Origin of the sequence: Plantibacter sp. CFBP 8804 (genome assembly GCF_014841225.1) — a bacterium.
GTDB lineage: Bacteria > Actinomycetota > Actinomycetes > Actinomycetales > Microbacteriaceae > Plantibacter > Plantibacter auratus.
Genome location: NZ_JACYTU010000002.1, coordinates 331,170 through 356,334, shown reverse-complemented (window position 1 = coordinate 356,334; position 25,165 = coordinate 331,170). Strand labels below are relative to the sequence as shown.

Below are 25,165 nucleotides of genomic sequence, written 5' to 3'. Positions count from 1 at the left end.
ACCACCCGAGCAGAGGGGACCATCCACCATGAGCGATGCCACGAACGACTGGAAGTTCGAGACGAAGCAGATCCACTCCGGAGCCGCGCCCGACCCGGTCACGAAGGCTCGGGCCACGCCGATCTACCAGACGACGAGCTACGTGTTCGACAACGCCGACCACGCGAAGAACCTCTTCGCCCTCGCGGAGTTCGGCAACATCTACACGCGCATCCAGAACCCGACGCAGGCCGTCGTCGAGGAGCGTCTGACCGCGCTCGAGGGCGGCAGCGGTGCCCTCCTCCTCGCGTCCGGCCAGGCGGCGGAGGCCTCCGCCGTCCTCAACATCGCGCAGGCTGGCGACCACATCGTGTCGTCCTCGTCGATCTACGGCGGCACGTACAACCTCTTCAAGTACACGCTCGCGAAGCTCGGCATCGAGACCACCTTCGTGGAGAACCAGGACGACGCCGAGGAGTGGCGGCGTGCGGTGCGCCCGAACACGAAGCTGTTCTTCGCGGAGACCATCGGCAACCCGAAGATCAACATCCTCGACATCCGCCTCGTCGCCGACGTCGCGCACGAGGCCGGCGTCCCGCTGATCGTCGACAACACGATCGCCACGCCGTACCTCATCCGTCCCTTCGAGCACGGAGCGGACATCATCGTCCACTCGGCGACGAAGTTCCTCGGTGGTCACGGCACGGTCATCGGCGGGGTCATCGTCGACGGCGGCACCTTCTCCTGGACCGGGCACGCGGACAAGTTCCCGGGCCTCACGACGCCGGACCCCTCGTACCACGGCGCGGTCTACACGGACGCCGTGGGTGACGCGCTCGCCTACATCATCAAGGCGCGCGTGCAGCTCCTGCGCGACCTGGGTGCGGCCATCGCCCCGGCGAGCGCCTGGCAGCTGATCCAGGGCATCGAGACGCTCAGCCTCCGCATCGAGCGCCACGTGCAGAACGCCCAGCAGGTCGCCGAGTGGCTCGACGCCCACCCCGACATCGCGAGCGTCAACTACTCGGGTCTGCCGTCGAGCCCCTGGTACGCGGCGGCCAACCAGTACGCCCCGAAGGGTGTCGGAGCGGTCCTGTCCTTCGAGCTGAAGGGTGGGGTCGACGCCGGCCGCGCCTTCGTGAACTCCCTGCAGTTGTTCTCGCACCTCGCGAACATCGGCGACGTCCGTTCGCTCGTCATCCACCCGGCGTCGACGACGCACTCGCAGCTCACCCCGGAGCAGCAGCTCACGGCCGGCGTCACGCCCGGGCTCGTGCGGCTCTCGGTGGGGCTCGAGAACATCGACGACATCACGGCCGACCTCCAGGCCGGTCTGACCGCCGCGAAGCAGGTCGTCGAGGCCGCCCGGGTCTGAGTCCGTCCCGCAACGTGTCCTTCCCGGGTTGCGCCAGCGCGGTGCGCTGACGCGAGCGCACCCCACAACCGCGAGCGCGGGTCTCCAGAGACCCGCGCTCGCGTCGTTCGTTGCGCACTCGGACCGGTTCCGCGTCGCTCGGGCCCGTTCCCCGTCACTCGAGCCCGTTCCGGTGCGCCGGAGCCGACGGGAGCGCACTCGCGCCAGCGCACCGCGCCGACCTCGACCGATCGGGTGACGTAACACGGCCGGTCGACGCCCCAGGGCACGCCACAATGGAGACCTATGGACTGGCAGACCCCGGAAGACAGCGTGCCCTCCCGCTTCGTGACCGAAGCCGAGGTCGGCGCCCTGCTCGCGAACCCGCCCTCGAGCGGCGCCTGGCGCGACGGCGACCGGCCAGGCGACCGGCTCTTCGCCCCGCTCGGCCGCCTCGACTTCGAACACGGCGGAAGCATCCCGCACGCCAGACTCGCCTACGAGACCTGGGGCACGCTCGACGACGACGGCGGCGGCAACGCGGTCCTCATCCTCCACGCGCTCACCGGAGACAGCCACGTCCTCGGTGGTGCCGGCAACGGACATGCGACCGCCGGGTGGTGGGCCGGCATCGTCGGTCCGGGACTCGCCGTCGACACGGACCGCTGGTTCGTCGTCGCGCCGAACATGATCGGCGGCTGCCAGGGCAGCACCGGCCCCTCCTCCTTCGCGCCCGACGGCGTCGAGTGGGGTTCGCGGTTCCCGTACACCTCGATCCGCGACCAGGTCGAGGCCCAGCACCGACTGCTCGGCCACCTCGGACTCGACCGCTGGGCCGCGGTGATCGGTGGCTCGATGGGCGGCATGCACGCCCTCGAGTGGGCCGCCACCCACCCCGAACTCGTCGACCGACTGGCCGTGATCGCCGCACCCCCGGTCACGACGGCCGACCAGATCTCCCTGAACTTCGTGCAGCTCGAAGCGGTCCGCACGGATCCCCACTTCCAGGGCGGCGACTACTACGACGCCCCGGACGGTGAGGGCCCGCACCGCGGCCTCGCGCTCGCCCGCCGGATGGCCCTGCTCAACTACCGCAGCCCGGGTGAGTTGAACGCCCGTTTCGAGCGCAGCTGGCAGTCGAGCGTGAGCCCGCTCGGGCGCGGCGGACGCTTCGCCGTCGAGTCCTACCTCGACTTCCACGGCAACAAGTTCACCCGACGCTTCGACGCCGGGAGCTACGTGACCCTCGTCGAGGCGATGAACTCGCACGACGTCGGACGCGATCGTGGCGGCGTCGGGGCGGCGCTGCGGGCCTACACCGGTCCATCGCTCGTGCTCGGGATCGACAGCGACCGGCTCTTCCCGGTCAGCGGGCAGGAGGAGATCGCGCTCCATCTCCCCGGCAACCTCGACGGCACCCGACCATCGGTCCTCCGGTCCGACTTCGGACACGACGGCTTCCTCATCGAGAACGCGCTGGTCGCCCCGCATCTCAGCCGGCTCCTCGCCGTCTGACAGCCGCGCCCCGTCTGTCCGACACCCGTTCCGCGGCGGTCGTGTCACCCGATAAGGTGACTCCTCAGAGGAGCGTGAGCATGGATCGGGTGGCGAGGACCCAGCGACGGCTGCTGCTGCGCACGACGCGTCTCTTCGGACTCGCGGGGTGCGTCACGGCCGCGATGATCCTCAGCGTCCCGGGCGTCGTCTCGGGAGGTCGGTACACCGTCCTCCTCGTCCTCGTCGCCGCCCTCGCGCTCACCCACGTGGCCGCCGAGCAGTACGACGGCCGTCGGTGGGTGGTGCTGGTGTTCCTGGTCGGTGTCGGGGTCGTCATCGTGATCGGTCTGTCCGACGGGAACACCGGCCAGGTCGGCTCCGCCAGCGCGATCGCCGCGATCACCTCCCTCGGCATGGGCGCCGTCGCGGCCCGACTCGTGCCGCTCCGGCGCACCTGGCCGCTGCTCCTGACCGCGTTCGTCGTGACGGCGGTCACGATCATCGTCGTCACCGGGCCCACCGCGCTCACGATCCCGACCATCGGCCTGACCGCGGTCGTGTGGATCGCGATCGGCGCCTTCGGCGGGTGGCTCGACACGAGCATCCCCCGACTCATCCGTCGGGTCGACACCATCGGCAGCGCCTACAACGCGGAGCGGCTCGCGAGTCAGGCCGAGTCGCAACGACGACAGGACGCACGACTCCTGCACGACACCGCGCTCGCGACCCTCACCATGCTCGCCCACTCCGGACGAGGCGTCGATGCCGCCGCCCTCCGCTCGCAGGCCGGGAACGACGCGCATCTGCTCCGCAGCCTCCGCCTCGGCGAGGAGCTCAGCCCCGTCTCCTCCGGCTCGTACATCCTGCAGCGCGGTGCCGACTTCACCCTCGACGAGGGCATCGAGGCCGTGACGGACCGGTTCGCCGGGCTCGGCCTCACGGTCAACGTCTACGGCGGTGGACAGGCGAACCTCGACCCACGTGTGCGGGAAGCGTTCCTCCTCGCGCTCGGGGAGTGCCTGGAGAACGTCCGGCGTCACTCCGGCGTCGACTCGGCCGACGTCACGGTCTCGATCGACGAGCTGACCGCCCGACTCCTCATCACCGACACCGGCACCGGGTTCGATCCGTCGGCCGTGCCGGACGGCCACCTCGGCGTCGCGGAATCGGTCGTCGCGCGCATCCAGGAGGTCGGTGGACAGGCGCGCGTCTTCTCCGCCCCGGGGGCCGGGACGACCGTCATCCTGGAGGTCCCGCAAGCATGAGTGTCGACGCCCTCGTTGAGGCCACCGGGCCGACCCGGCGCTACCGCCATCGGCGCGCCATCGACCGGCAGCGCTCGTCACTCGGAACGACACAGCTCGGCATCGGACTGTCGGTGTCCGGCCTCATCCTCGTCGTCTACGCCGCGATCCGATTCGTCGGATCGGTCCACCACTATCCGCGACCACTGCTCAGCGTCGTCGCCTGGCTGCTGCTCACCGCGGCGATCGCGTCGACCTTCCTCCTGCTCCGCCGTTCCGCGTTCCACCTCTCGGACCGGCTGTTCGTCGCGCTCCTGATCCAGCTGGTGGTGGTCGCCGCACTCGACCTCGCGAGCGTCTGGAGTCGCGACGCCGTAGGGGTCTATCCGACGGCGGCAGCGGCGGTCGGCGGCGTCCTGCTCGCGGTCGTCACCCTCCGCCCGGTCCGCGACATCGCCGCCGCGACCGTGGTGCTCGGGCTGATGCTCGTGGGGTCGATCCTCACCGTCACGCGGACCCAGACCGCGACACTCGGGGCCGAGTTGCTCTTCGCCGCGGTCGCCGTCGTCCCGCCGCTCATCGCCTGCGCGATCGTCTCCCAGTACCGGCGGATCGTCCGTCTCGAACTCGACCGGGTCATGGTCGCCTCCACCGTCGCGAGCGTCCGAGACGCACTGGGGTTCTTCGACTCGGAGGAGCTCGTCACCCTCGACCTCGAAGCGGAGGAGCTGTTCGTCGGTGTCGCCGACGGCTCGGTCGACCTCCCGCTCAGCCCCGAGCTCGCCGCGCGCGCCTCCCGTCTCGCGACCGAGCTCCGACGTCATCTCATGTCCGAGGGCAAGGAGTCCTGGCTCGAGCACGCGTTCCAGGAGTCGTCCGTGCTGTCTGACCGCGCGACCCTGCGCGACCCCGAGCGACTTGCGACGTATCTCGCAACGGATCAGCGGGATGGCCTGCTCTCTGCAGTATGGTTGCTCCTCGGGGAAGCAGATGCGCAGAGTGCCAGAGCTGTGCTGACGCTCGGACCGGTCGACCGCTCCGAACGACCGGGCCGATCTGGTGCGCTCGTCATCCCGATCGTCCTCGAAGCGGTCGGAGTGCAACGCGCCAAGGTGGATCCCGCGGTGTGGGAAGCGCTCGGACGCGTGGGCAGCTCTACGGACACGTACCAGAAATCCCGGATCAGGATCGAGATCGACAGCACCGTCGACAATCCTGCTGCGGGCCAGCGGAAAGGGGAACGTCAATGACGTCACAGGAGTCTCGCATCAGGGTCGGCATCGTCGATGACCACCGGATGCTGCTCGGTGCGCTCACCGAATGGATCAGGAGCGTCGCCGACGACATCGAACTCGTCGTCGTGACCCCGTCCTGGCCGGAGCTGCTGACGCACCCCGCCTTCCCCGTCGACGTCCTGCTGCTCGACGTCGACCTCAAGGACAACGTCCCGGTCGCCGTCAAGCTCGCGACGCTGAAGACCACGGGCGTCACGACCGTCCTCATGAGCACCTACAGCGACCCGGCGGTCGTCCGCGAGGCATTGGCCGCCGGTGCCCTGGGCTACCTCGCGAAGAGCGAGGACGCCGAGACCATCGTGCACGCCCTCCGTGCGGCGTCACGCGGTGAGTCCTACATCTCCCCCGAGCTCGACCTCGCCCTGGCGAGCGGCGCCTCCGGGACCGGCCCCCGCCTCAGCGCGCAGGAGCGTCGCGTCATGGCGCTGTACGCCGCGGGTGAGCCCGTGAAGATGGTCGCCGAGAGCCTCGGCATCTCCGACGAGACCGCGAAGAGCTACCTCAAGCGCATCCGCGAGAAGTACCGGAACGCCGGCATCGACGTCGGCACGAAGGTCGCCCTGCGCAAGCGGGCGATCCTCGACGGCATCATCGTCGACTAGCAGCGCGGTGCGCCGACGCGAGCGCGCGGGTATCGGTTCCAGCGCGGTGCGCTGACGCGAGACCGCATTGTTCGGCGTGAGCGCTACCCGGAGACGTCGGCGCGCATCTCCGGAGACCCGCGCTCACGCGTGCGGGGTGCGCTCGTGCGAGCGCACCGCGCTGGCACCCCACCCCACGGGCCGGGACGGGCGCCGGGTATCGGTCAGACGGGGATCGGTGCCGTCGGCGGATTGCGGTCCGCGATCCTGCGCTCCTCGGCGTCGTTCGCCCGCAGGAGTTCGCGCCGGAGCTGCCGTCGTTCGACCGTGAAGCTCGTGATGACGATCCCGAGGCCGATCACGGTCAGCACCACGCCGGTCCAGACCGGGGCGAGGTAGCCGAGTCCACCGGCGATGACCACACCGCCGAGGAACGCCCCGAGCGCGTTGCCGATGTTGAGCGCCGAGTGGTTGAGCGCGGCGGCGAGCGACTGGCTGTCACCCGCGACGTCCATGAGCCTCGTCTGGATCGCCGGACCGAGGCCCTGCGACGCGAAGCCGACCGCGAAGACGAAGAGGAACATGGTCGGGGTCCACGTCGCGGTGAGTGCCAAGGCGGTCAGGACCACGATCATGAGCGCGAAGAAGACGATCAGGGCCCGCTTCACCCCGCGGTCCGCGAGATGCCCGCCGACCAGGTTGCCGATCGTCATGCCGACCCCCATGGTCGCGAGCGCCCACGGGACGAGTGTCGCCGACTCCCCCGCGACCTCGGTCACGAGGGGCGCGAGATAGCTGTAGACGGCGAAGAGCCCGCCGAACCCGATGGACCCGAACCCGAGCACGAACCACACCTGGCCGCGACGGAAGACACGGAGCTCCCGACGCATCGTCTGCTGCGGGTTGCCCGCCTGCACCGGCACGGCGAACCAGATGGTCACGGTCGCGAGCGCGAAGATGCCGGTGACGATGAGGTAGGCGGAGCGCCACCCGAACTCCTGGCCCACCCAGGTCGCGAACGGCACGCCCACGACGTTCGCGATCGTCAGCCCGGTCATGACGAGCGCGACGCCCTTTCCGCGCTTCCCGGGCCCCATGAGACTCGCGGCGACGAGGGCGGCCATGCCGAAGTAGGCGCCGTGCGGCAGCGCCGCGACGAACCGTGCGAGGAGGACGAGGCCGAAGCTCGGCAGGAGCGCAGACGCGAGCGTGCCGACGGTGAACGCGACGCCCAGCCAGAGGAGGACGGTCTTACGCCGGTATCGCGCGACGAGCGCGGCGATCGTCGGCGCACCGACGACGACGCCGAGCGCGTACGCCGTGATCAACCAGGCGGCCTGCGCGTTCGCCTGCTCCTGGCTGCGCGCGGCCAGCTCGGGCAGGAGGTCGGTCGCGATGTTCGGCAGCAGACCCATCGCCACGAACTCGGTCGTGCCGATGCCGAACGCCCCGACGGCGAGCGCGAGGATGGCAAGACGAACACGGGTCGGCGACAGCTGCGTCGACCCGTCCAGGATGGTGGGCATGGATCGAGTGTACGGGAATCCTCGAATCGATTCGAGTCCCCCGAGCGGCAAAACCGGACCACCGCCTCCCGGTGGGTTCAGCCGTCGTTCTCGAGCGCGGCGTCGAGGCGGTCGAGCTTGGCGGTCAGCTCACCCGTGTAGCCGGGACGGATGTCGGCCTTGAGGACGAGTGAGACCCGGCTACCGTAGGCGCCGACCGCCTCGGTGGCGTCCTTGATGACCGCGAACACCTCGTCCCACTCCCCCTCGATGGTCGTGAACATGGAGTCGGTCCGGTTGGGCAGGCCGGACTCTCGGACGATCCGCACGGCGGCGGCGACCGCGTCGTGGACGGAACCGTCCGAGTTGCCGGTGCCGCTGGGGGCGACGGAGAAGGCGACGAGCATGGTCACTCCTTGTGGGTTCGAGCGGGGACGAGGATGGACGCCGAGGAGACGTCTTCGTCGTGGTGGTGCGGCGAGAACAACGCGTGGACGGCCCAGCCTGCGAGGACCAGGTAGGCGAGGTTGCGGACCGTCAGCACCGTCACGAGGACCGGGTCGACGTTGAGCAGCCAGAGGTACAGGTAGGGGTAGACGAGCTGCGTGAGCGCGGCGATCATCAGCGCGAGCACGGCCGGCGCGAGGAAGCGCCGACGCTGCAGGACGATCCCGAGGATCACCGGTGCCGCCAACCACATCGCGAACTGCGGTGACCCGACCTTGTTGAAGATGATGAGCGTGAGGACGAAGAGGAGCGACAACGGCGCGAGCACCTGCACGAGGGGGCGTCCGGACCGCACCGCGAGCACCCCGAGGAGCACCGCACCGGCGACGGCGAGGCCGAGGAGCGGCGTCATGACGGCGATCGCCGTGTCGACGCCCGGGCCCGTCACCTGGAAGGTCAGGATGTCGCGGTCGTAGTAGACGAAGCTCTGCGGGACACCCAGGACGGCGAGCCACAGGTAGGCGTTGCCGATGGGCGACTCGATCTGGAGACCACGTCCGGTCTGCTCCGTCACGAAGCTGACGGCGTTCGCACCGCCGAGCACGAGGCCGACCCCGAGGACCACGACCGACGTCGCCGCCGCCGCGACCAGGACCTGACCGCGATGGCGGTGCGCCAGGACGATCGCGCCGATCAGCGCCGCCGGCCAGATCTTCATCCAGGCGGCGAGCGTCAGGAGGACGGCGGCGACCCGCGGGCGGCCGGCGACCCAGAGGAGCCCGACGATCGCGATGGGGACGGTCACGGAGTCGATCCGGGCGAGCGCGATCGGTCCGAGCAGGAGGAGGAACGCGAGCCACCACCATGCCGCGATCAGCCGTGGGCGCGAGTGGCCGTTGCCGAGGAGGACCGCGAACGCCCCGGCGTTCATCGCGGTCACCAGCAGGAGCCAGCCGACGCCGTACCCGGCACTGCCGAGCAGCAGCGGGATCAGCATCGGCACGATCGCGAGGATCGGATAGACCCAGGGCTGGTCGATGGCGGGGATCGGGCCACCGGACGTCGCCTGTTCGACCCACGGCCGGTACACGAGGACGACGTCGCCGAGCGGGAGGCCCTCCGCCACGAGGCACAGCCACCCGACGAGGAGGTGCACGAGGCCGAACCCGCACCAGAGGAGCCAACGCCGCATCACGTGGACCATCCTAGGCTCGTGCCGCCGATGGGACCGGTCCGCCACTCGCTCGACGCCCGAGTGGGTCGGCTCCGCGAGCCTGCTGATCAGTACCCGCTGAAGGCGTCGGTGCGGACGTGTCCGACGCCGATCCCGCGCAGGGCGGGCTTCAGGGCCTCGATCATCGCGGGCGGACCGGAGATGAAGACCTCCCGCTCGGCAAGGTCGGGGACGGCCTCGGCGAGGCGCTCGTGGTCGAGGCGCCCGGGTCCGAGGCCACGCCAGCCGTCCGGCAGCCGGACGTCGTCGGTCGGTCCCACGACGAGCACCGGTGTCCCCCAGGTCTCGAGCTCGGCCGCGTAGGCGAGCTCCTGCGGGTCGGACACGACGTAGACCAGGACGACGTCACGCTGGTCGGCACGCAGGTGCAGCCGGGAGAGCTGGCTGACGAACGGGGTGATCCCGATCCCGGCGGCGATGAGCAGGATCGGCTTGCTCGCATCCTTCGGCAGGACGAAGTCGCCCCACACGCCGGTCGCCGAGAGGCTCGCGCCGACCGGCAGCGCGCTCAGCGCCCGCTTGAAGCTACTGGCCCGCTCGGGCACACGCATGGCCACGCGGATCGTACGGTCGTCGTCGGGCGGCGAGGAGATACTGAAGACGCGCCTCGAACCGCGGACGTCGGCCCCACGGTGCGGCAACGACAGCTCGAGGTACTGGCCGGCCGCGAACGGGATCGACCGCTTCGAGCTGAACTGGTACTCGACCGCCGTCGGGGTGAGCGCGCGGGTGCCTTCGAGCGTCAGTCGCATCCCCCGACGACGGGCGACGGCGAAGGCCAGCACGTTGCCCACGATGAGCGCGAGCTCGGGGGTCGACGCCACCTGGCCGAGCATGAACGGGATGGAGAACAGCACCGCGCCGATCGCCGCCTCGGCGAGCTGCTGCCAGCGCCGCGGTGGAAGCGTGAGCGGCTCGGTGAGCATGAACGCTGCGAGGAAGAGGATCGGGTACGACGTGAGTGGGGCCAGCAGTGCCGGTCCCAGCTCTTGACCGCCGGTGACGAGCCGGACGGTGACGAGCGCCCAGGAGAGCACGATGAAGACGAGTGCCATCGTCAGTCGCTTCGTCCGGATGAGGACGAGTCCGCCGAGGATGACGACACCGGGCAGCAGCCACGGGTTGGCGACCCACCAGACCGACGGTGACACGCCGGGGAGGGTGACGTAGCTCGCCAGCACGCTCATCACGAGTGCGGCGATGGCCGCCGGGTTGAGGACGTGTCGGCCTCGGATCGCGAGCAGGTACTTCGACGCCGAGGCGACCGTGGCGGCGAGGGCGATCCAGGCCAGCGCGGTGGGCTCGCTCGTCGGCCACAGGATGAAGAACAGCAGGAGGGAGGTGATGACGGACGACTCGCTGTGCGGCTGCACCTGGAACAGCGCACCGAACAGGCGGTTCGTCAGGTAGCCGACGACGAGCAGCGTGGCCAGGGTGGCGAGGAGCTCGAGCGGCTTGTAGAACACCTGCCCGAACAGCGACAGCACGAAGGCGTAGATCGCGAGGGTGCCGAGTGACAGCGTCACGAGGCGGTACATGGTGACCCGCCCGAGGACGGTGCCGAAGAAGGAGCCGGTGCGGCCGTTCATGTGCGGTCTGCTTTCTGGGAGATGGTGCCGTCCGGGCTCAGGCCCTGTGGCGCGTGACTCAGGTGAAGAGTTCGCCGGGGAACCCGACGGACCGGTCGGTGAGACCGGTCGTGAACATACGGACGCTCTCGAAGGTGAACGCCTCCGCCAGGGTCTCGTGATCGGTGAAGAACAGCGCGGTGGCCAGTCCGTCGGCGACCATCGCGCCCGGGGCGGTGACCCAGGTCGCCGCGACGGTCCTCGTCGGTTCACCGGTCCGGCCGTCGATGACATGGTGGAGCCCGTCGCCCCAGGCACGACGATTGGTCGCGGAGGCGCACAGGGCTCCGTCGTCGACCGTCGCGACCCCGATGGCCTTGCTGGGATCGTACGGATGCTCGAGCGCGATGCGGAGCGGGTCCGCCACGCGGGACCCGTGCTCGTGACGCAGGTCGCCCGAGGCGTCGACCGTGAAGGACTCGTGGCCGTGGCTGCGGAGGAGGTCCGCGACGAGGTCCACGAGCCGCCCCTTGCCGGCCGCGCCGATGTCGATCACGAGCGGACGGCTCGTCTCGAGCACCTCGCCGTCCCATCGGGCCACGTCGTCCCAGTGCGGGGCGGCGACCGCCGGGCCCTGGGGGACGAGCGAGTAGGAGGCGTCGTAGCCGAGCCGTTCGAGCGAGGTGCCGATGAACGGCGTCACGGCTCCGGCGGTGGCATCGTGCAGACGCCGGTACGTGTCGAGCAGCGCGACCGCATCCTCGCGCGCATCATCGGGGAAGGCGGTCGAGACCGGGCCGGCGGCGAACCGCGCGATGAACGCGTCGTCCCGGAACCTCGACCAGGTCCGGTCGAACCGGTCGATGCACGCGGCGACGGCCTCTGCGGTCTCGGGCTCGAGCGGCAGAGCCGTGTCGAGCTCCCATCCGGTGCCGATCGCCTCGAAGCGCAGTGTCGTCTCGCTCATCGTCGGTCCGGCCCCGCGGCTCAGCCCTTCGCTTCGGTCTTGATCGTGTCGATGGCCGAGTTGAAACCGCCGCTCGTGAGCGAGGAACCGGCGACCTTGGAGACCTTGAGGCTGTCGATGTCCTTGCCGACCACCTCGGCGGCGATCCCGGAGATGAACTCCGCCTGGTAGCGCTTGCTGTTCGCGCTCTCGGCGTGCGAGACGACGTCGACCGCCGTGACCTTGTCCTCGGCGAGTGTGACGGTCACCGTGATCGACTCGGTGCCGTTCGGCGACTGGTAGCTGCCGTCCGCGGTGTAGGAGCCGTCCTGGTAGTCGGTGGAGCCGGAGCCCGCCGCGGCGTCGGTGGAGGTGGTCGCCTCCGGCGCCGCCGTGCTCTTCGTCTCGGGCGACGTGGTCGTGGTCGAACTGCCGGCGTCGGCCGCCGAGCAACCGGCCAGGCTGCCGACGAGGGTGAGGCCGGTCAGGGCCGCGAAGGTCGTCTTCTTCGCCGCCACGGACAGGCGTGGCGTGCGGACGGGAGGCTGGGTGGTGGTGGGGTTGCGCATCGTTCAATCTCCTCGGGCGATGTGTGTGCCGCGGTGCGGCGGCCGCCGCGGCGAGGTCTCTGCCGCGGTGGCACCAGTGTCCTGAGCTTCCCTATGGGCGAGCTATGAGCGTTCTGGGAGTTGTCCTTCGTCCACCGATGAACGATCGTTCAGCGGAGGAGACCACCGACGACGCCGCGCACCGCTTCGGCCACGTCGAGCGCGGCCAGCGGGCCCTCGGCTGCCGCGGCGTCCCCGGCGGCCGCGTGCAGCAGCACCCCGCTGGCGGCCACGCTCGCCAGGCAGCCGGGGTCGGCGAGCACGCGCTCGGCGTTCGTGGCGACGAGCGCCCCGATGATCCCGGCCAGGGCGTCGCCGGTGCCGGCGGTCGCGAGCCAGGGCGATCCGCCGGAGACCGTGATGGCGTCGCCGTCAGGCGCGACCACGTGGGTCGTGCCGCCTTTCAGCACCACGACGATGCCGAGGCGGGCGGCGACGTCGGCCGCGTACGACACCGGGTCGGCACGGATGGCCTCGACCTCGGCCGGGCTCCCCAGGCCGCTCAACATGGTCGCCAGTTCACCGACGTGGGGTGTGGCCACGATGCGCCACGACTCGTCGACACCGAACGCCCGCTGGTGGGCACCTGCGGCGACGCGACGGAGTGAACCGGCATCGGCGACGACCGGCTCGCCCCCGTGCAGGGCGGCGTCGAGCAGGGAGCTCTCCTCGCGGGTCAGCTTGCCGGGGTCCATGCCGGAGCCGATGAGCCACGCCTGCACGCGCCCCTCCGCCGTCACGATCTCGGGGCGGCGCTGCAGCACGAGGTTCGCCGGTCGGTCCGCGCCGAGGTAACGGACCATGCCGACGCCGGTGCGGATCGCCGCCTCGACACCGATGACGGCGGCACCCGGGTAGCGGTCGGACCCGGTCACGACGCCGAGGACACCCCGGGAGTACTTGTCCGATTCGGCGTCGGGCACGGCGATCCAGTCGCGTGCGTCGGCAGGGGTCCAGAGTCGCGGTTCGGCCATGCCATCACCCTAGGCCAGTCGTCGCGGCGGACTGACGCTGAGCCGTCGATCGTCGGTCATCCCGGAGACGGGAATCCGAGCGCGCGCCGGGACGTTGAGCCGGGTGGCGACGCCCGTCGCCCAGAGACCCGAGGAGTTCCGTGCCCCAGCTGTTCGATCCGATCACCATCCGCGACCTCACCATCCCCAACCGCCTGTGGATCGCCCCGATGTGCCAGTACAGCGTCGCCGCCCAGGACGGCGTCCCCACCGACTGGCACCTCATGCACCTCGGCCAGTTCGCGGCGGGCGGCTTCGGCCTCGTCATCTCCGAGGCGGCGGCGATCAGCCCCGAGGGTCGGATCTCGCCCCAGGACGCAGGCATCTGGAACGACGAACAGCGCGACGCCTGGCGACGGATCACCGCGTTCATCACCGAGCAGGGTTCCGTCCCCGGCATCCAGCTCGCGCACGCCGGCCGGAAGGCCTCCACGTTCGCCCCCTGGGGCACCGACGGACACGGCAGTGTGCCGATCGAGGAGGGTGGCTGGTCGACGGTCGCTCCATCGCCCGAGGCCTTCCCGGGCTACGCGGTTCCGGAGGCCCTCGACGACGAGGGGATCGACCGCGTCGTCGACGACTTCCGCGCGGCGGCCGTCCGGTCGGTCGACGCCGGCTTCCAGGTGATCGAACTCCACGCGGCGCACGGCTACCTGCTGCACCAGTTCCTCTCACCACTCGTCAACCACCGCGAGGACGGCTACGGCGGCTCGCTCGAGAACCGGGCCAAGCTCCTCCTGCGGGTCGTCGAGGCGGTGCGCGAAGTCCTCCCGGCCGGTCTCCCGTTGTTCGTCCGGTTCTCGGCCACGGACTGGGTGGACGACGGATGGGACGAACACCAGACTGCGACCGTCGCCGCCTGGTGCGCCGAGCGCGGGGCCGACTTCTTCGACATCTCCACCGGCGGAGCCGTCGGCGGCGTCCGCATCCCGCTCTCCCCCGGGTACCAGGTCCCGTTCGCCGCGCACATCGGGTCGACGGGTGTCGACACGAGCGCCGTCGGGCTCATCACCGACGCTCAGCAGGCCGCGGCCATCGTCGCCGACGGGCAGGCGCAGGCGGTCATGGTCGCCCGCGAGGCGCTCCGTGATCCGCACTTCGCGTTGCGCGCCGCCACCGAGCTCGGCGTCGAGGTGGCCTGGCCGGGCCAGTACGAGCGGGCCAAGCCGCGCGCCTGNCAGGCGTCCGATCAGCGACGCCGGGTGGCGTCCTGGACTTCTCCGACGAGCTCCTCGATGATGTCCTCGAGGAAGAGGACCCCGGTGGTTGCGCCCGCTTCGTCGAACACTCGGGCGACGTGTGCCCCCGAGCGACGCATCGTGGTCAGCGCGTCTTCGACGTCCGAATCCTCGAACACCGACACGAGCTGCCTGATGTGCTTCGCGGGCACCGGACGCTCTTCGTCGCCGGTGCCGTCGAGGTCGTCATACCGCAGGACGTCCTTCAGGTGGAGGTACCCGATCGGCACCGACTCGTCGTCGACGATCACGTAGCGGGAGTAGCCGTACTTCGCCACCGCGCGCTCGACGTCCGAGGGCGTCGCCTCCTCCGTCAGCGTGATGAGGCTCGAGAGCGGCAAGGCCACGTCGTGGACCTTCTTCTCAGTGAACTCGAACGCCGCGACGAGTGCACCCGTCGAGTCGGTGAGCACGCCTTCGCGCGTGGACTGGTCGACGATGGTCGCGACCTCGTCCAGCGTGAACGCACTCGCGGCCTCGTTCTTCGGCTCCACCCGGAAGAGGCGGAGCACGGCGTTCGCGATGGCGTTCAGGGACACGATGATCGGGCGGAAGACACGCGCCACGAAGACGAGCGGCGGCGCGAGCAACAGGACCGCGCGATCCGGGATCGAGAACGAGAGGTTCTTCGGGACCATCTCACCGAAGACCACGTGGAGGTAGGACACGAGGAGCAGCGCGATGATGAACGCCACCGTACCGATGGTCTCCTCGGGCCAGCCGGTGAGTGCCAACGGCACCTCCAGCAGGTGGTGGATCGCCGGCTCGGAGACGTTCAGGATGAGCAGCGAGCAGACGGTGATGCCCAACTGACTCGTCGCCAACATGAGCGTGGCGTGTTCCATGGCCCACAGCGCGGTCTTGGCGCTCCGGCTCCCCTGTTCGGCGAGAGGTTCGATCTGCGACCGTCGCGCGGAGATGACCGCGAACTCGGCACCGACGAAGAAGGCGTTCGCGAGCAGCAGCACCACGAGCCAGGCGATTCCTGCCCAGTCGCTCATACGTCACCACCGTCCTCCGACACGACGGGTCTCGGGGTGAATCGGATCCGATCGATCCGTCGGCCGTCGAGTCGCTCGACGCGGAGCGTGCCGTCCTCGAGCTCGAGCTCGTCGCCCGAGACAGCGAGTCGTCCGAGCTCGCTCATGACGTAGCCCGCGACCGTCTCGTACGGACCGTCCTCGGGGACGCGCACGCCGGCGCGCTCGAGGAGCTCGTCAGGCCGGAGGCTGCCCGGGAAGGTCGTGGAGTCGCGTCCGCGGACCACCCCGGCACGCGATCGGTCGTGCTCGTCGGCGACCTCGCCCACGAGTTCCTCGACGAGGTCCTCGAGGGTGGTGACGCCGGCGGTGCCGCCGTACTCGTCGACCACGACGGCCATCTGGTAGCCGCGTCCGCGCAGCTGCGAGAGCAGCACGTCCAGCTTCATCGTCTCGGGGACGCGCAGGGCGGGCGACTGCAGAGCGGAGACGGGCACCTCGCCACGTCGGTCCCGCGGGACCGCGATGGCCTGCTTCACGTGCACGACACCGGTGATGTCGTCGACGTCGGCATCGGTGACCGGGAAGCGCGAGTGGCCGGTCGATCTCGCTAGGGCGAGCACCGCCTGGGCGGGTTCGCCGCGCTGGATCGACGCGATGCGCGGCCGCGGCGTCATGACGTCCGACGCATCGTGGCTCGAGAAGCGGAGGGTGCGGTTGAGCAGGGTCGCGGTGTCGGCCTCGAGTGTGCCCTCGAGCGCCGATCGACGCACGAGCGACGACAGCTCCTCGGCCGTCCGGGCTCCGGACAGCTCCTCCTTGGGCTCGATGCCCATCGACCGCAGCAAGCCGTTGGCGCTGCCGTTGAGGACGACGATGGCGGGCTTGAACACCCAGGTGAAGGCCGTCTGGAACGGCACGACGAACTTGGCCGTCTGTCGGGGCAACGCGAGCGCGAAGTTCTTCGGGACGAGCTCGCCGATGATCATGCTGAGCAGCGTGGCGAGGGTGATCGCGACGATCGTCGCAACGACGGCGACGACGCCCTCGGGGATCCCGATGGAGCCGAGCGGGCCGGCGAGCATCGACGACAGCGCCGGCTCCATGGTGTAACCGGTGAGGAGGGTGGTCAGGGTGATCCCGAGCTGCGCGCTCGACAGGTGCGTCGAGGTGATCTTGAGTGCTGCGATCGTCATCGTCAGGCGGGTCTCGCCGCGGTCGCGGCGGGCCTCGAGATCGGCGCGGTCGAGGTTCACGAGCGCGAACTCGGAGGCGACGAAGAAACCCGTCCCGATGGTCAGTATGAGGCCGACGCCGAGCATGATCCACTCAGACATGACGATCCCGTCCGTGCTGAGCGGTCGATGCCGGAGTGGGGGTTCCGTCGCCCGGGTGGGCGGTCGTCTCCCGTGAGCGGGTCAGCACGGGGCTGGGATGGTGGCCGGGGGATCTGTCTGAAGGAGGGTCGTCCATTGTGCGGACGAGTCTATCGGACATCCGCGGCTGTGGACCCCGGATTTCCGGGGTTCTTCTCAGCCTCTGCGAGACGCCGGCGCTCCTCGGCCGCGCGACGCTTCCGACGCTGCACGAGGAGGAACCGCACGCCGATGCACGCCGCGGCGAGCGCCGGGACCCCGCCCGAGACGATCATGCCCACATGGGCCCCGGCGACCTCGACGAGCCAGCCCATGAGCGGGCCGCCGATCGACTGCCCGCCGAGCAGCACGAGGATGTACAGCGACATCACCCGGCCGCGGATCGCCATGTTGGACGACAGTTGGACGAGGGAGTTCGCCGCCGTGATGAAGAGGAGGTTCGCGACCCCGCCCGCGACGAGCAGGAGGGCGAAGGGGAGGAGCACGGGCATCGCCCCGGCGGCCGCCTGCAGGACGCCGACCGCCGCCGCCGCGACGATCACGATGCGCAGGTCCACACCCCCGCGCCGCGTCGACGCGAGTGCACCGGTCAGCGCGCCGACGGCGACGAGGGCGTTGAGGAACCCGTAGCCGCTCGCGCCGATGTCGAAGACGTCCGAGGCGTAGGCGGCGAGCAGGACCGGCAGGTTGAACGCGAACACCGACATGAACGCGACCATGATGACCGTCCACCGGATGGCCGGCTTCCGCATGGCGTACCCGAGTCCCTCCTTGAGCTGGCCCTTCGCCTTCGCGACGACCGGCGTCGGGACGAGTTCCGAGACACGCATGAGCGCCAGGGTGAGCACGACGCCGGAGCAGGCGAGGGCGTTGATCGCGAAGGACCACCCGGAACCGACGGCGGTGATGAGGACACCACCGACGGCCGGACCGACGAGCTGGCCGAGCTGGAAGACGGCGGAGTTGAGGCTGATGGCGTTCCGCAGTCTCGCCGGGCCCACGAGCTCGTTCACGAACACCTGCCTCGCCGGGTTGTCGACGACGGTGACGAGACCGAGCATGAAGGCGATGACGTAGATGTGCCACACCTCGACCGCGCCGCTGAGCGTCAGGATCGACAGCGCGACCGCGAGGACGGCGGCGAGCGACTGCGTGATCATGAGCAGCACGCGCTTGGAGTAGCGGTCCGCGATCACGCCGCCGAGCAGCCCGAACAGCAGCATGGGCGCGAACTGCATGGCGACTGTGATCCCGACGGCGGCGACGCTGCCGGAGAGCTCGAGGACGAGCCAGTCCTGCGCGATGCGCTGCATCCCGATCGCGGTCGTCGCGACGATGTGCCCGATCGTGAAGAGTCGGAAGTTCGGGACGCGGAGCGAGGAGAAGGTGTCCCGCCAGGCGGGACGCTCCCCCACGATCGGCATGGGGGCGGTGGGCGGTGGTGGAGCGACGGCGGTGTCGGATGGAGGGGTCACGGAGAGGGCCAGCGTTTCGTATGTCGAGTGCGTGTCGTATGGGTGGAGCCGCGGAGGCCGTCGGCTCCCTTCCACGCTATTGCCGACGCGACCATTTCCGAGCAGGATGATCCCTATCAGTCCTATTCGATTCCCGAATGATCGGCTCACGCATGTTCGACCCCGCCCTGCTGCGCACCTTCCTGGCCGTCGCCGAGACGAAGAACTTCACGCGCGCCGCCGCGCAGCTCGGGTTGAGCCAGCCGACGGTCAGTCAGCAGATCCGACGGCTCGAGGAGGCTGCCGGCCGGTGGCTCGTCGTCCGGGACACGAGAGCGGTCCGCCTGACCGACAACGGTGACGCGATGGCCGGGTTCGCGCGCACCATCCTCGCTGCACACGCCTCGGCGGAGAGCTACTTCACCGGCTCGGCGATGAGCGGTCGCCTCCGCTTCGGGGCCGCCGACGACCTCGCGATGACCCAGCTCCCCCGGATCCTGCGCCACTTCCGTCAGGGTCACCCGCAGCTGAACCTCGAACTCACCGTGAACCAGAGCGGGCCGCTCTACCGTCGGCTGAAGGCGGGCGCCCTCGACCTCATCTTCATCAAGATGCACCCCGGCCAGAACGAGGGCAAGCTCGTGCGGACCGACTCGATGGTCTGGGTCGGTCTCGAGAAGACCACGATCGAGCCGGGCCAGCCCGTCCCCCTCATCGCCTATCAGGACCCGAGTCTCTCCCGGCAGCTGGCGATCGACGCCCTGGAGGACGCCGGGCGCACCTGGCGGATCACCTGCAGCACCCGTGAGGTGAACGGCGTGCTCGCGGCGGTGCGGGCCGGGCTCGGTGTCGCGGTCTTCCCGCGCAGCCTGATCCCGAGCGACCTCGTCATGCTCAGCAACCGGCTGGAACTCCCGACCCTGGGCGGCGTCGACTTCACCCTGCTCGCGAACCCGTTGGCGGCGGCCGGCCCGGTGGAGGCGCTCTCCTCGGCCATCATGGACCGGTCGCTCGCCTGAACGAGCACGCGGCGGTCAGGCGTCGACGGACTCCGACGCCTCGGCGAAGGGTGCGGGGATGAGGTAGGTCTCGCGGACCTCGGCCGATTCGTGCGGGCCGCTGCCGTCGGGCGGCGTGAAGGGTTCGTCGAACTCGACGATCCACGTCGTCAGCTGTTCGGTCCACACCGAGATGAACGCCGCAGCACGCTGGCGGCCGGGTGCGACGATGACCCCGGAGGCACGCTCCCCCGTCGAGGGATCGGATCCCGGGTCCACGAGCACGAGGACCTGCATGCCGACACCGAACCCGTGCGTCCCACCGTTCACCACCATGGGCCCATCATCCCACCGCGGTCGTGCGTGTTGCACCAGCGCCCCGGCTCACCAGGAGACGGGCAGCGCCTTGCCCTCCTCGTACCCGGCGGCCGACTGGACGCCGACGATGGCGCGCTCGTGGAAGCCGGGGACCGAGTCGGCACCCGCGTAGGTGAACGACGAGCGCACCCCGGCGGTGATCATGTCGAGGAGGTCCTCGACCGAGGGCCGGAGCGGGTCGATCGTGATGCGGGAGGACGAGATGCCCTCGGCGAAGAGCGTCTTCCGCGCGAGTTCGAACGGGTCGAGTCGCCCGAAGCGCTCGTGCACGGCCTTGGTCGACGCCATGCCCCAGCTCTCCTTGTAGAGCGACCCGTCGGCGGCGCGCTGCAGCTCACCGGGGGCTTCGATCGTGCCGGCGAACCAGGAACCGATCATGACCGAGGACGCGCCGGCCGCGAGGGCGAGGGCGACGTCGCGGGGGTAGCGGACACCACCGTCCGCCCAGACCTTCGCACCGAGGGCGCGGGCGGTCGCGGCCGTCTCGAGCACGGCCGAGAACTGCGGACGCCCGACCGCCGTCATCATCCGCGTGGTGCACATCGCACCGGGTCCGACACCGACCTTGAGGATGTCCGCACCGGCGTCGACGAGGTCCTGCACCGCGACGGCGGACACGACGTTGCCGGCGACGATCGGGAGGCCGAGACCGAGGGCACGGACGGCCGCGATCGCCCGGAGCATGCCCTCCTGGTGCCCGTGGGCGGTGTCGATCACGAGGACGTCCACCCCGGCGGCGGCGAGCGCCTGCGCCTTCACGGCGACGTCGCCGTTGATGCCGATCGCCGCGGCGACCCGCAGTCGGCCCGACGCGTCGAGCGCCGGCGTGTAGATGGTCGAGCGGAGCGCACTCGTGCGGCTGAGGGTGCCGACGACGGCGCCGTGGTGCAGCACGGGCGCGAACTCGAGGTCGGCGGCGACCATGAGGTCGAACGCGGCCCGGCCACCGGTCACGTCGTCGGCGTCGATCGAGGCGAGCGACCCGCGAGCGAGGTCGCCGAGCCGTGCGTCGGGCAGCGCCGTGGCGAGACGTGCGGCCGGGATGCAGCCGGCGAAGGCGTCGCGCTCGTCGTGGAGCACGATGCCGTGACCGGCGACCGCGGGGATGAGGCGCAGGGCGTCGGCCGCGGTCTGATCGGCGCGCATGATCAGCGGGGTGTCGAAGGCGACCGGCTGCTCCTTGACCCAGCGGATCGCAGCGTCGAGCTCCTGGAGCGGCATGTCCTGCGGCAGGACGCCGAGTCCGCCGCGCCGCGCCAGTGCCGCCGCGAGGCGTGGGCCGGTGACGGAGTTCATGTTGGCGGAGACGATCGGGATCGTGGCGCCGGTGCCGTCGTCCGGAGCCAGGTCGACGTCGAGTCGACTCGTGATCCCGGAGCGGCTGGGGACGAGGAACACGTCCGAGTACGTCAGGTCGTGGCTGGGAATCTCACCGATGAACCGCATGAGAACACCGTATCCCGACCGGCGTCCGAGCCGCACCGACGACGGAATGGGTTTAGGCTTGATGACTGGATCGTGCGGGCATGTTCCCTGCCTGCAAACAGTGAGAATTCAACGGAGAGAGTGGGCGATCGACGGTGTCGAGCCAGATGACCGGAGTGGGCGCCGATGACGGCGCAACGAACGAATTCGGAGCCAATGAATGGCTCGTCGACGAGATGTACGAGCAGTACCTCGTCGACAAGGATTCCGTGGACCGCTCCTGGTGGCCGATCCTCGAGCACTACCGGCCGGTGAACGGCGCAGCCCAGGGAACGACGGGCGGCCAGTCGGACGACGGTGCGGCAGCTGCCGGCGCCACGGCGTCGGCCCCAGCGCCTGCGGCGGCGGACGAGGCGGCCCGGGTCAACCCGCCGACGGCCCCGATCCAGGTCATCGGCGCGCAGCCGGTCGCCCGCACCACCTCGGTCCAGGCGAAGCCGGCCCCGATCCCGGCCGACGCCCCGATGACGAGCCCGAACCAGGTCCAGCAGCCGAAGAGCGACCAGACCGAGCCCGCTCCGGAGGACGTCGACAAGGTCACCGTGCTGAAGGGCATGGCCAAGTCGCTCGCCACCAACATGGACGCGAGCCTGACGGTCCCGACCGCGACGAGCGTGCGCACCATCCCGGCGAAGCTGATGATCGACAACCGCATCGTCATCAACAACCACCTGAAGCGCGCCAGAGGCGGCAAGGTCAGCTTCACCCACCTCATCGGCTGGGCCCTCATCCAGGCGTTGAAGGACTTCCCGAGCCAGAACGTCTACTACGAGGAGACCGACGGCAAGCCCACGGTCGTCGCCCCCGCGCACATCAACCTCGGCATCGCCATCGACCTCCCGAAGCCCGACGGCTCCCGCGCCCTCATGGTGCCGGGCATCAAGCGCGCCGACACCCTCACCTTCAACGAGTACCTCTCGGCCTACGAGGACCTCGTGACCCGCGCCCGCAAGGGCAAGCTCACCGGAGCCGACTTCCAGGGCGTCACGATCTCGCTCACGAACCCCGGTGGCATCGGGACCGTGCACTCGGTCCCCCGTCTCATGAAGGGCCAGGGCTGCATCATCGGCGCCGGCGCCCTCGAGTACCCGGCCGAGTTCCAGGGCGCCTCCGAGCGCACGCTCAACGAGCTGGCGATCGGCAAGACGATCACGCTCACGAGCACCTACGACCACCGCGTCATCCAGGGTGCCGGCTCGGGCGAGTTCCTCAAGGTCGTCCACGAGCTGCTCATCGGCAGCCGCAGCTTCTACCAGGACATCTTCGCCGCGCTCCGCATCCCGTACGACCCGATCCACTGGTCGCCCGACATCAGCGTCGACCTCGCCGACGCCGTCGACAAGACCGCCCGCGTCCAGGAGCTCATCAACGCGTTCCGCGTCCGCGGCCACCTCATGGCCGACATCGACCCGCTGGAGTACGTGCAGCGCTCGCACCCCGACCTCGAGATCGAGACCCACGGCTTGACCTTCTGGGACCTCGACCGCGAGTTCGTCACGGGCGCCTTCGGCTCGGCCCGCACGGCCAAGCTGCGCGACATCCTCGGCGTCCTCCGCGACTCGTACTGCCGCACCACGGGCATCGAGTACATGCACATCCAGGACCCCGCGCAGCGCAAGTGGATCCAGAGCAAGGTCGAGCGCAAGTACGAGAAGCCGACGCACGACGAGCAGATGCGCATCCTCGGCAAGCTCAACGAGGCCGAGGCCTTCGAGACCTTCCTGCAGACGAAGTACGTCGGCCAGAAGCGTTTCAGCCTCGAAGGCGGCGAGTCCACCATCGCCCTGCTCGACACCATCCTCCAGGGTGCGTCGCAGGCCCAGCTCGATGAGGTCGCGATCGGTATGGCCCACCGCGGCCGCCTCAACGTCCTCACGAACATCGCCGGCAAGACGTACGGTCAGATCTTCCGCGAGTTCGAGGGAACTCAGGACCCTGCGAGCCACGGTTCCGGCGACGTGAAGTACCACCTCGGCACCGAGGGCACCTTCAAGGCCGAGGACGGCCGCGAGATCCCGGTCTACCTGGCAGCGAACCCCTCGCACCTCGAGGCCGTCAACGGCGTGCTCGAGGGCATCGTCCGCGCGAAGCAGGACCGCGGGCCGATCGGCGCCTTCGGTACCCTCCCGATCCTCATCCACGGCGATGCGGCGATGGCCGGTCAGGGCGTCGTCCTCGAGACGATGCAGCTGTCCCAGCTGCGCGGCTACCGTACGGGCGGCACGGTCCACGTCGTCATCAACAACCAGGTCGGCTTCACCACGCCTCCTGGCGAGGGCCGCTCCTCCATCTACAACACCGACGTCGCGAAGACCATCCAGGCGCCGATCTTCCACGTGAACGGCGACGACCCCGAGGCCGTCGTGCGGGTCGCGGAGCTCGCCTTCGAGTACCGCCAGGAGTTCAAGCGCGACGTCGTCATCGACCTCGTGTGCTACCGCCGACGCGGCCACAACGAGGGCGACGACCCGTCGATGACGCAGCCGCTCATGTACAGCCTCATCGAGGCGAAGCGCTCCGTCCGCAAGCTGTACACCGAGGCGCTCGTCGGCCGTGGCGACATCACCGAGGAGGAGTACGAGGCCGCGCACCGCGACTTCCAGGACCGCCTCGAGCGCGCCTTCATGGAGACGCACGCCGAGCAGACCTCGCCGACGCCGATCCCGACCGAGGTCCTCGACGAGGACGGCTACTCCGGCGAACTCGAGACGACCGGTGTCTCCGAGGGCGTCGTGCAGCTCATCGGCGACGCGTTCAACAACAAGCCCGCCGGGTTCACCGTGCACCCGAAGGTGCAGCAGCTCCTCGAGAAGCGTCTCGACATGAGCCGCAACGGCAACATCGACTGGGGCTTCGGAGAACTGCTCGCGCTCGGATCGGTGCTCATCGAGGGCACCCCGGTGCGGATGTCCGGACAGGACTCCCGCCGCGGCACCTTCGTGCAGCGTCACGCCGTCCTCCACGACCGGGTCAACGGCCAGGAGTGGCTGCCGCTCGCGAACCTGAGCGACAACCAGGCCCGCTTCTGGATCTACGACTCGCTCCTCAGCGAGTACGCGGTCATGGGCTTCGAGTACGGCTACTCGGTCGAACGTGCCGACGCGCTCGTGCTGTGGGAGGCGCAGTTCGGCGACTTCACCAACGGCGCGCAGACGATCATCGACGAGTTCATCTCCTCCGCCGAGCAGAAGTGGTCGCAGCGGTCGAGTGTCACGCTCCTCCTCCCCCACGGCTACGAAGGCCAGGGCCCCGACCACTCGTCCGCGCGGATCGAGCGGTTCCTGCAGCTCTGCGCCGAGGACAACATGACCGTCGCACGGCCGTCGACCCCCGCGTCGTACTTCCACCTGCTGCGTCGCCAGGCGTACGCCCGCCCGCGTCGGCCGCTCGTCGTCTTCACCCCGAAGGCGATGCTGCGTCTGCGTGGCGCGACCAGCCCGGTGGCGGACTTCACCTCCGGTCGCTTCGAGCCGGTGATCGACGACGCACGGATCACCGACAAGGCCGCGGTCAAGCGGGTGCTTCTGCACTCCGGGAAGATCCACTACGACCTCCTCAGCGAGCTGCAGAAGCAGCCGAACGACGAGATCGCCCTCGTCCGCGTCGAGCAGTTCTACCCGGTCCCGGTGGCCGAGCTGAACGCTGTGGTCGCGCAGTACCCGAACGCCGAACTGGTGTGGGTGCAGGACGAGCCGGAGAACCAGGGCGCGTGGCCGTTTATCTGCCTGGAGGCTGCCAAGCACCTCGAGGGTCGGACGATCCGCAACGTGTCGCGCACCGCGTCCGCCTCCCCCGCAACGGGTTCGGCGAAGCGTCACGCCGCCGAGCAGGCGGAGCTCCTCCGCACCGCGCTGGCGCTCTGACCTCAGCCGCACGACCGACGACCGCCTGTTCCGACAGGCGGGCGTCGTCGTCTGTGTCGTCGTCTGGACGCGGGTGGTCAGCACGGCGACAGCGATCCGTGAGTGGGCGGTGAGCCACCGCC

At 69.9% G+C, this 25,165-nt stretch carries 19 protein-coding genes and 1 pseudogene; 8 read left to right on the top strand and 12 right to left on the bottom strand.

All coding sequences use genetic code 11. From position 1 onward, the window contains the following. Positions 1-28: 28 nt before the first annotated feature. The 5 genes from IFU11_RS07025 (at position 29) to IFU11_RS07005 (ending at position 5,971) form a co-directional block, all read left to right on the top strand. On the top strand, positions 29-1,354 hold the full coding sequence (locus tag IFU11_RS07025; RefSeq protein ID WP_086473990.1) for a bifunctional o-acetylhomoserine/o-acetylserine sulfhydrylase: 1,326 nt from the start codon (positions 29-31) through the stop codon (positions 1,352-1,354). A gap of 285 nt (positions 1,355-1,639) precedes the next feature. Beyond that, positions 1,640-2,848: a homoserine O-acetyltransferase MetX gene (gene metX / locus IFU11_RS07020; RefSeq protein ID WP_192018534.1), complete on the top strand. Its 1,209-nt coding sequence runs from the start codon at positions 1,640-1,642 to the stop codon at positions 2,846-2,848. Between the two features lie 80 nt (positions 2,849-2,928). Then, the gene (locus IFU11_RS07015; RefSeq protein WP_124769619.1) at positions 2,929-4,095 is read left to right on the top strand and encodes a sensor histidine kinase; all 1,167 of its coding nucleotides are present in this window, start codon (positions 2,929-2,931) and stop codon (positions 4,093-4,095) included. Beyond that, a complete protein-coding gene (locus tag IFU11_RS07010) occupies positions 4,092-5,324 on the top strand; it encodes a hypothetical protein (protein WP_137243325.1) in 1,233 nt (410 codons plus the stop codon). The genes IFU11_RS07015 and IFU11_RS07010 overlap by 4 nt, the downstream gene beginning before the upstream one ends. Further along, positions 5,321-5,971 (top strand): response regulator transcription factor, encoded by a 651-nt coding sequence (locus IFU11_RS07005; protein WP_056012577.1) that lies wholly within the window; start codon positions 5,321-5,323, stop codon positions 5,969-5,971. Before IFU11_RS07010 ends, IFU11_RS07005 begins: the two co-directional genes overlap by 4 nt. A gap of 203 nt (positions 5,972-6,174) precedes the next feature. Here the strand turns inward: IFU11_RS07005 and IFU11_RS07000 are convergent, their stop codons facing one another. From IFU11_RS07000 to IFU11_RS06970, 7 genes are all read right to left on the bottom strand, one after another. Then, positions 6,175-7,476 carry an MFS transporter gene (locus IFU11_RS07000; RefSeq protein ID WP_191941432.1) on the bottom strand — a complete coding sequence of 434 codons (1,302 nt, stop codon included), beginning with the start codon at positions 7,474-7,476 and terminating at the stop codon, positions 6,175-6,177. A 77-nt stretch (positions 7,477-7,553) separates the two neighbouring features. After that, positions 7,554-7,862, bottom strand: coding sequence for a thiamine-binding protein (locus IFU11_RS06995; protein WP_064295260.1), 309 nt, complete (start codon positions 7,860-7,862; stop codon positions 7,554-7,556). A 2-nt stretch (positions 7,863-7,864) separates the two neighbouring features. Continuing rightward, the gene (locus IFU11_RS06990) at positions 7,865-9,094 is read right to left on the bottom strand and encodes a glycosyltransferase 87 family protein (RefSeq protein ID WP_241160914.1); all 1,230 of its coding nucleotides are present in this window, start codon (positions 9,092-9,094) and stop codon (positions 7,865-7,867) included. 89 nt (positions 9,095-9,183) lie between these two features. Continuing rightward, positions 9,184-10,725: an FAD-dependent oxidoreductase gene (locus IFU11_RS06985; RefSeq protein ID WP_192018533.1), complete on the bottom strand. Its 1,542-nt coding sequence runs from the start codon at positions 10,723-10,725 to the stop codon at positions 9,184-9,186. A gap of 58 nt (positions 10,726-10,783) precedes the next feature. Beyond that, positions 10,784-11,671 (bottom strand): FAD:protein FMN transferase, encoded by an 888-nt coding sequence (locus IFU11_RS06980; RefSeq protein WP_192018532.1) that lies wholly within the window; start codon positions 11,669-11,671, stop codon positions 10,784-10,786. Between the two features lie 20 nt (positions 11,672-11,691). After that, a complete protein-coding gene (locus IFU11_RS06975; RefSeq protein WP_191941435.1) occupies positions 11,692-12,219 on the bottom strand; it encodes an FMN-binding protein in 528 nt (175 codons plus the stop codon). A gap of 149 nt (positions 12,220-12,368) precedes the next feature. Then, the gene (locus IFU11_RS06970; RefSeq protein WP_137243331.1) at positions 12,369-13,232 is read right to left on the bottom strand and encodes an ADP-dependent NAD(P)H-hydrate dehydratase; all 864 of its coding nucleotides are present in this window, start codon (positions 13,230-13,232) and stop codon (positions 12,369-12,371) included. 140 nt (positions 13,233-13,372) lie between these two features. Between IFU11_RS06970 and IFU11_RS06965 the strand changes: the two are divergent. Next, a pseudogene (locus tag IFU11_RS06965) lies at positions 13,373-14,448 on the top strand (NADH:flavin oxidoreductase/NADH oxidase); the annotation flags it as partial. Between the two features lie 12 nt (positions 14,449-14,460). On the opposite strand, the gene IFU11_RS06960 reads toward IFU11_RS06965, so the two are convergent. From IFU11_RS06960 to IFU11_RS06950, 3 genes are all read right to left on the bottom strand, one after another. Continuing rightward, positions 14,461-15,510 (bottom strand): hemolysin family protein, encoded by a 1,050-nt coding sequence (locus IFU11_RS06960; protein WP_192018531.1) that lies wholly within the window; start codon positions 15,508-15,510, stop codon positions 14,461-14,463. After that, positions 15,507-16,826 carry a hemolysin family protein gene (locus tag IFU11_RS06955; protein ID WP_079707236.1) on the bottom strand — a complete coding sequence of 440 codons (1,320 nt, stop codon included), beginning with the start codon at positions 16,824-16,826 and terminating at the stop codon, positions 15,507-15,509. The genes IFU11_RS06960 and IFU11_RS06955 overlap by 4 nt, the downstream gene beginning before the upstream one ends. Positions 16,827-16,975: 149 nt before the next feature. Beyond that, a complete protein-coding gene (locus IFU11_RS06950; RefSeq protein WP_192018623.1) occupies positions 16,976-18,289 on the bottom strand; it encodes an MFS transporter in 1,314 nt (437 codons plus the stop codon). Between the two features lie 203 nt (positions 18,290-18,492). Between IFU11_RS06950 and IFU11_RS06945 the strand changes: the two genes are divergently transcribed. Beyond that, on the top strand, positions 18,493-19,338 hold the full coding sequence (locus tag IFU11_RS06945; protein ID WP_124770211.1) for a LysR substrate-binding domain-containing protein: 846 nt from the start codon (positions 18,493-18,495) through the stop codon (positions 19,336-19,338). Between the two features lie 15 nt (positions 19,339-19,353). Here IFU11_RS06945 and IFU11_RS06940 read toward each other — a convergent pair whose 3' ends face one another. Together IFU11_RS06940 and IFU11_RS06935 are read right to left on the bottom strand one after the other, a co-directional pair. Then, positions 19,354-19,653 carry a hypothetical protein gene (locus IFU11_RS06940; protein ID WP_079707238.1) on the bottom strand — a complete coding sequence of 100 codons (300 nt, stop codon included), beginning with the start codon at positions 19,651-19,653 and terminating at the stop codon, positions 19,354-19,356. A 48-nt stretch (positions 19,654-19,701) separates the two neighbouring features. Further along, on the bottom strand, positions 19,702-21,141 hold the full coding sequence (locus IFU11_RS06935) for a GuaB1 family IMP dehydrogenase-related protein (RefSeq protein WP_071262471.1): 1,440 nt from the start codon (positions 21,139-21,141) through the stop codon (positions 19,702-19,704). Between the two features lie 134 nt (positions 21,142-21,275). On the opposite strand from IFU11_RS06935, the gene IFU11_RS06930 reads away from it, so the two are divergent. Then, the gene (locus IFU11_RS06930) at positions 21,276-25,043 is read left to right on the top strand and encodes a multifunctional oxoglutarate decarboxylase/oxoglutarate dehydrogenase thiamine pyrophosphate-binding subunit/dihydrolipoyllysine-residue succinyltransferase subunit (RefSeq protein ID WP_192018530.1); all 3,768 of its coding nucleotides are present in this window, start codon (positions 21,276-21,278) and stop codon (positions 25,041-25,043) included. The last annotated feature ends 122 nt before the right edge of the window (positions 25,044-25,165 follow it).

Coding starts and splice junctions, on each gene's coding strand:
- IFU11_RS06935 (WP_071262471.1), bottom strand. CDS start 21,141: ATGCGGTTCATCGGTGAGATTCCCAGCCACGACCTGACGTACTCGGAC.
- IFU11_RS07000 (WP_191941432.1), bottom strand. CDS start 7,476: ATGCCCACCATCCTGGACGGGTCGACGCAGCTGTCGCCGACCCGTGTT.
- IFU11_RS06990 (WP_241160914.1), bottom strand. CDS start 9,094: ATGCGGCGTTGGCTCCTCTGGTGCGGGTTCGGCCTCGTGCACCTCCTC.
- IFU11_RS06950 (WP_192018623.1), bottom strand. CDS start 18,289: ATGCCGATCGTGGGGGAGCGTCCCGCCTGGCGGGACACCTTCTCCTCG.
- IFU11_RS06970 (WP_137243331.1), bottom strand. CDS start 13,232: ATGGCCGAACCGCGACTCTGGACCCCTGCCGACGCACGCGACTGGATC.
- IFU11_RS06960 (WP_192018531.1), bottom strand. CDS start 15,510: ATGAGCGACTGGGCAGGAATCGCCTGGCTCGTGGTGCTGCTGCTCGCG.
- IFU11_RS07025 (WP_086473990.1), top strand. CDS start 29: ATGAGCGATGCCACGAACGACTGGAAGTTCGAGACGAAGCAGATCCAC.
- IFU11_RS07010 (WP_137243325.1), top strand. CDS start 4,092: ATGAGTGTCGACGCCCTCGTTGAGGCCACCGGGCCGACCCGGCGCTAC.
- IFU11_RS06980 (WP_192018532.1), bottom strand. CDS start 11,671: ATGAGCGAGACGACACTGCGCTTCGAGGCGATCGGCACCGGATGGGAG.
- IFU11_RS06975 (WP_191941435.1), bottom strand. CDS start 12,219: ATGCGCAACCCCACCACCACCCAGCCTCCCGTCCGCACGCCACGCCTG.
- IFU11_RS06985 (WP_192018533.1), bottom strand. CDS start 10,725: ATGAACGGCCGCACCGGCTCCTTCTTCGGCACCGTCCTCGGGCGGGTC.
- IFU11_RS06995 (WP_064295260.1), bottom strand. CDS start 7,862: ATGCTCGTCGCCTTCTCCGTCGCCCCCAGCGGCACCGGCAACTCGGAC.
- metX (WP_192018534.1), top strand. CDS start 1,640: ATGGACTGGCAGACCCCGGAAGACAGCGTGCCCTCCCGCTTCGTGACC.
- IFU11_RS07015 (WP_124769619.1), top strand. CDS start 2,929: ATGGATCGGGTGGCGAGGACCCAGCGACGGCTGCTGCTGCGCACGACG.
- IFU11_RS07005 (WP_056012577.1), top strand. CDS start 5,321: ATGACGTCACAGGAGTCTCGCATCAGGGTCGGCATCGTCGATGACCAC.
- IFU11_RS06940 (WP_079707238.1), bottom strand. CDS start 19,653: ATGGTGGTGAACGGTGGGACGCACGGGTTCGGTGTCGGCATGCAGGTC.
- IFU11_RS06955 (WP_079707236.1), bottom strand. CDS start 16,826: ATGTCTGAGTGGATCATGCTCGGCGTCGGCCTCATACTGACCATCGGG.
- IFU11_RS06945 (WP_124770211.1), top strand. CDS start 18,493: ATGTTCGACCCCGCCCTGCTGCGCACCTTCCTGGCCGTCGCCGAGACG.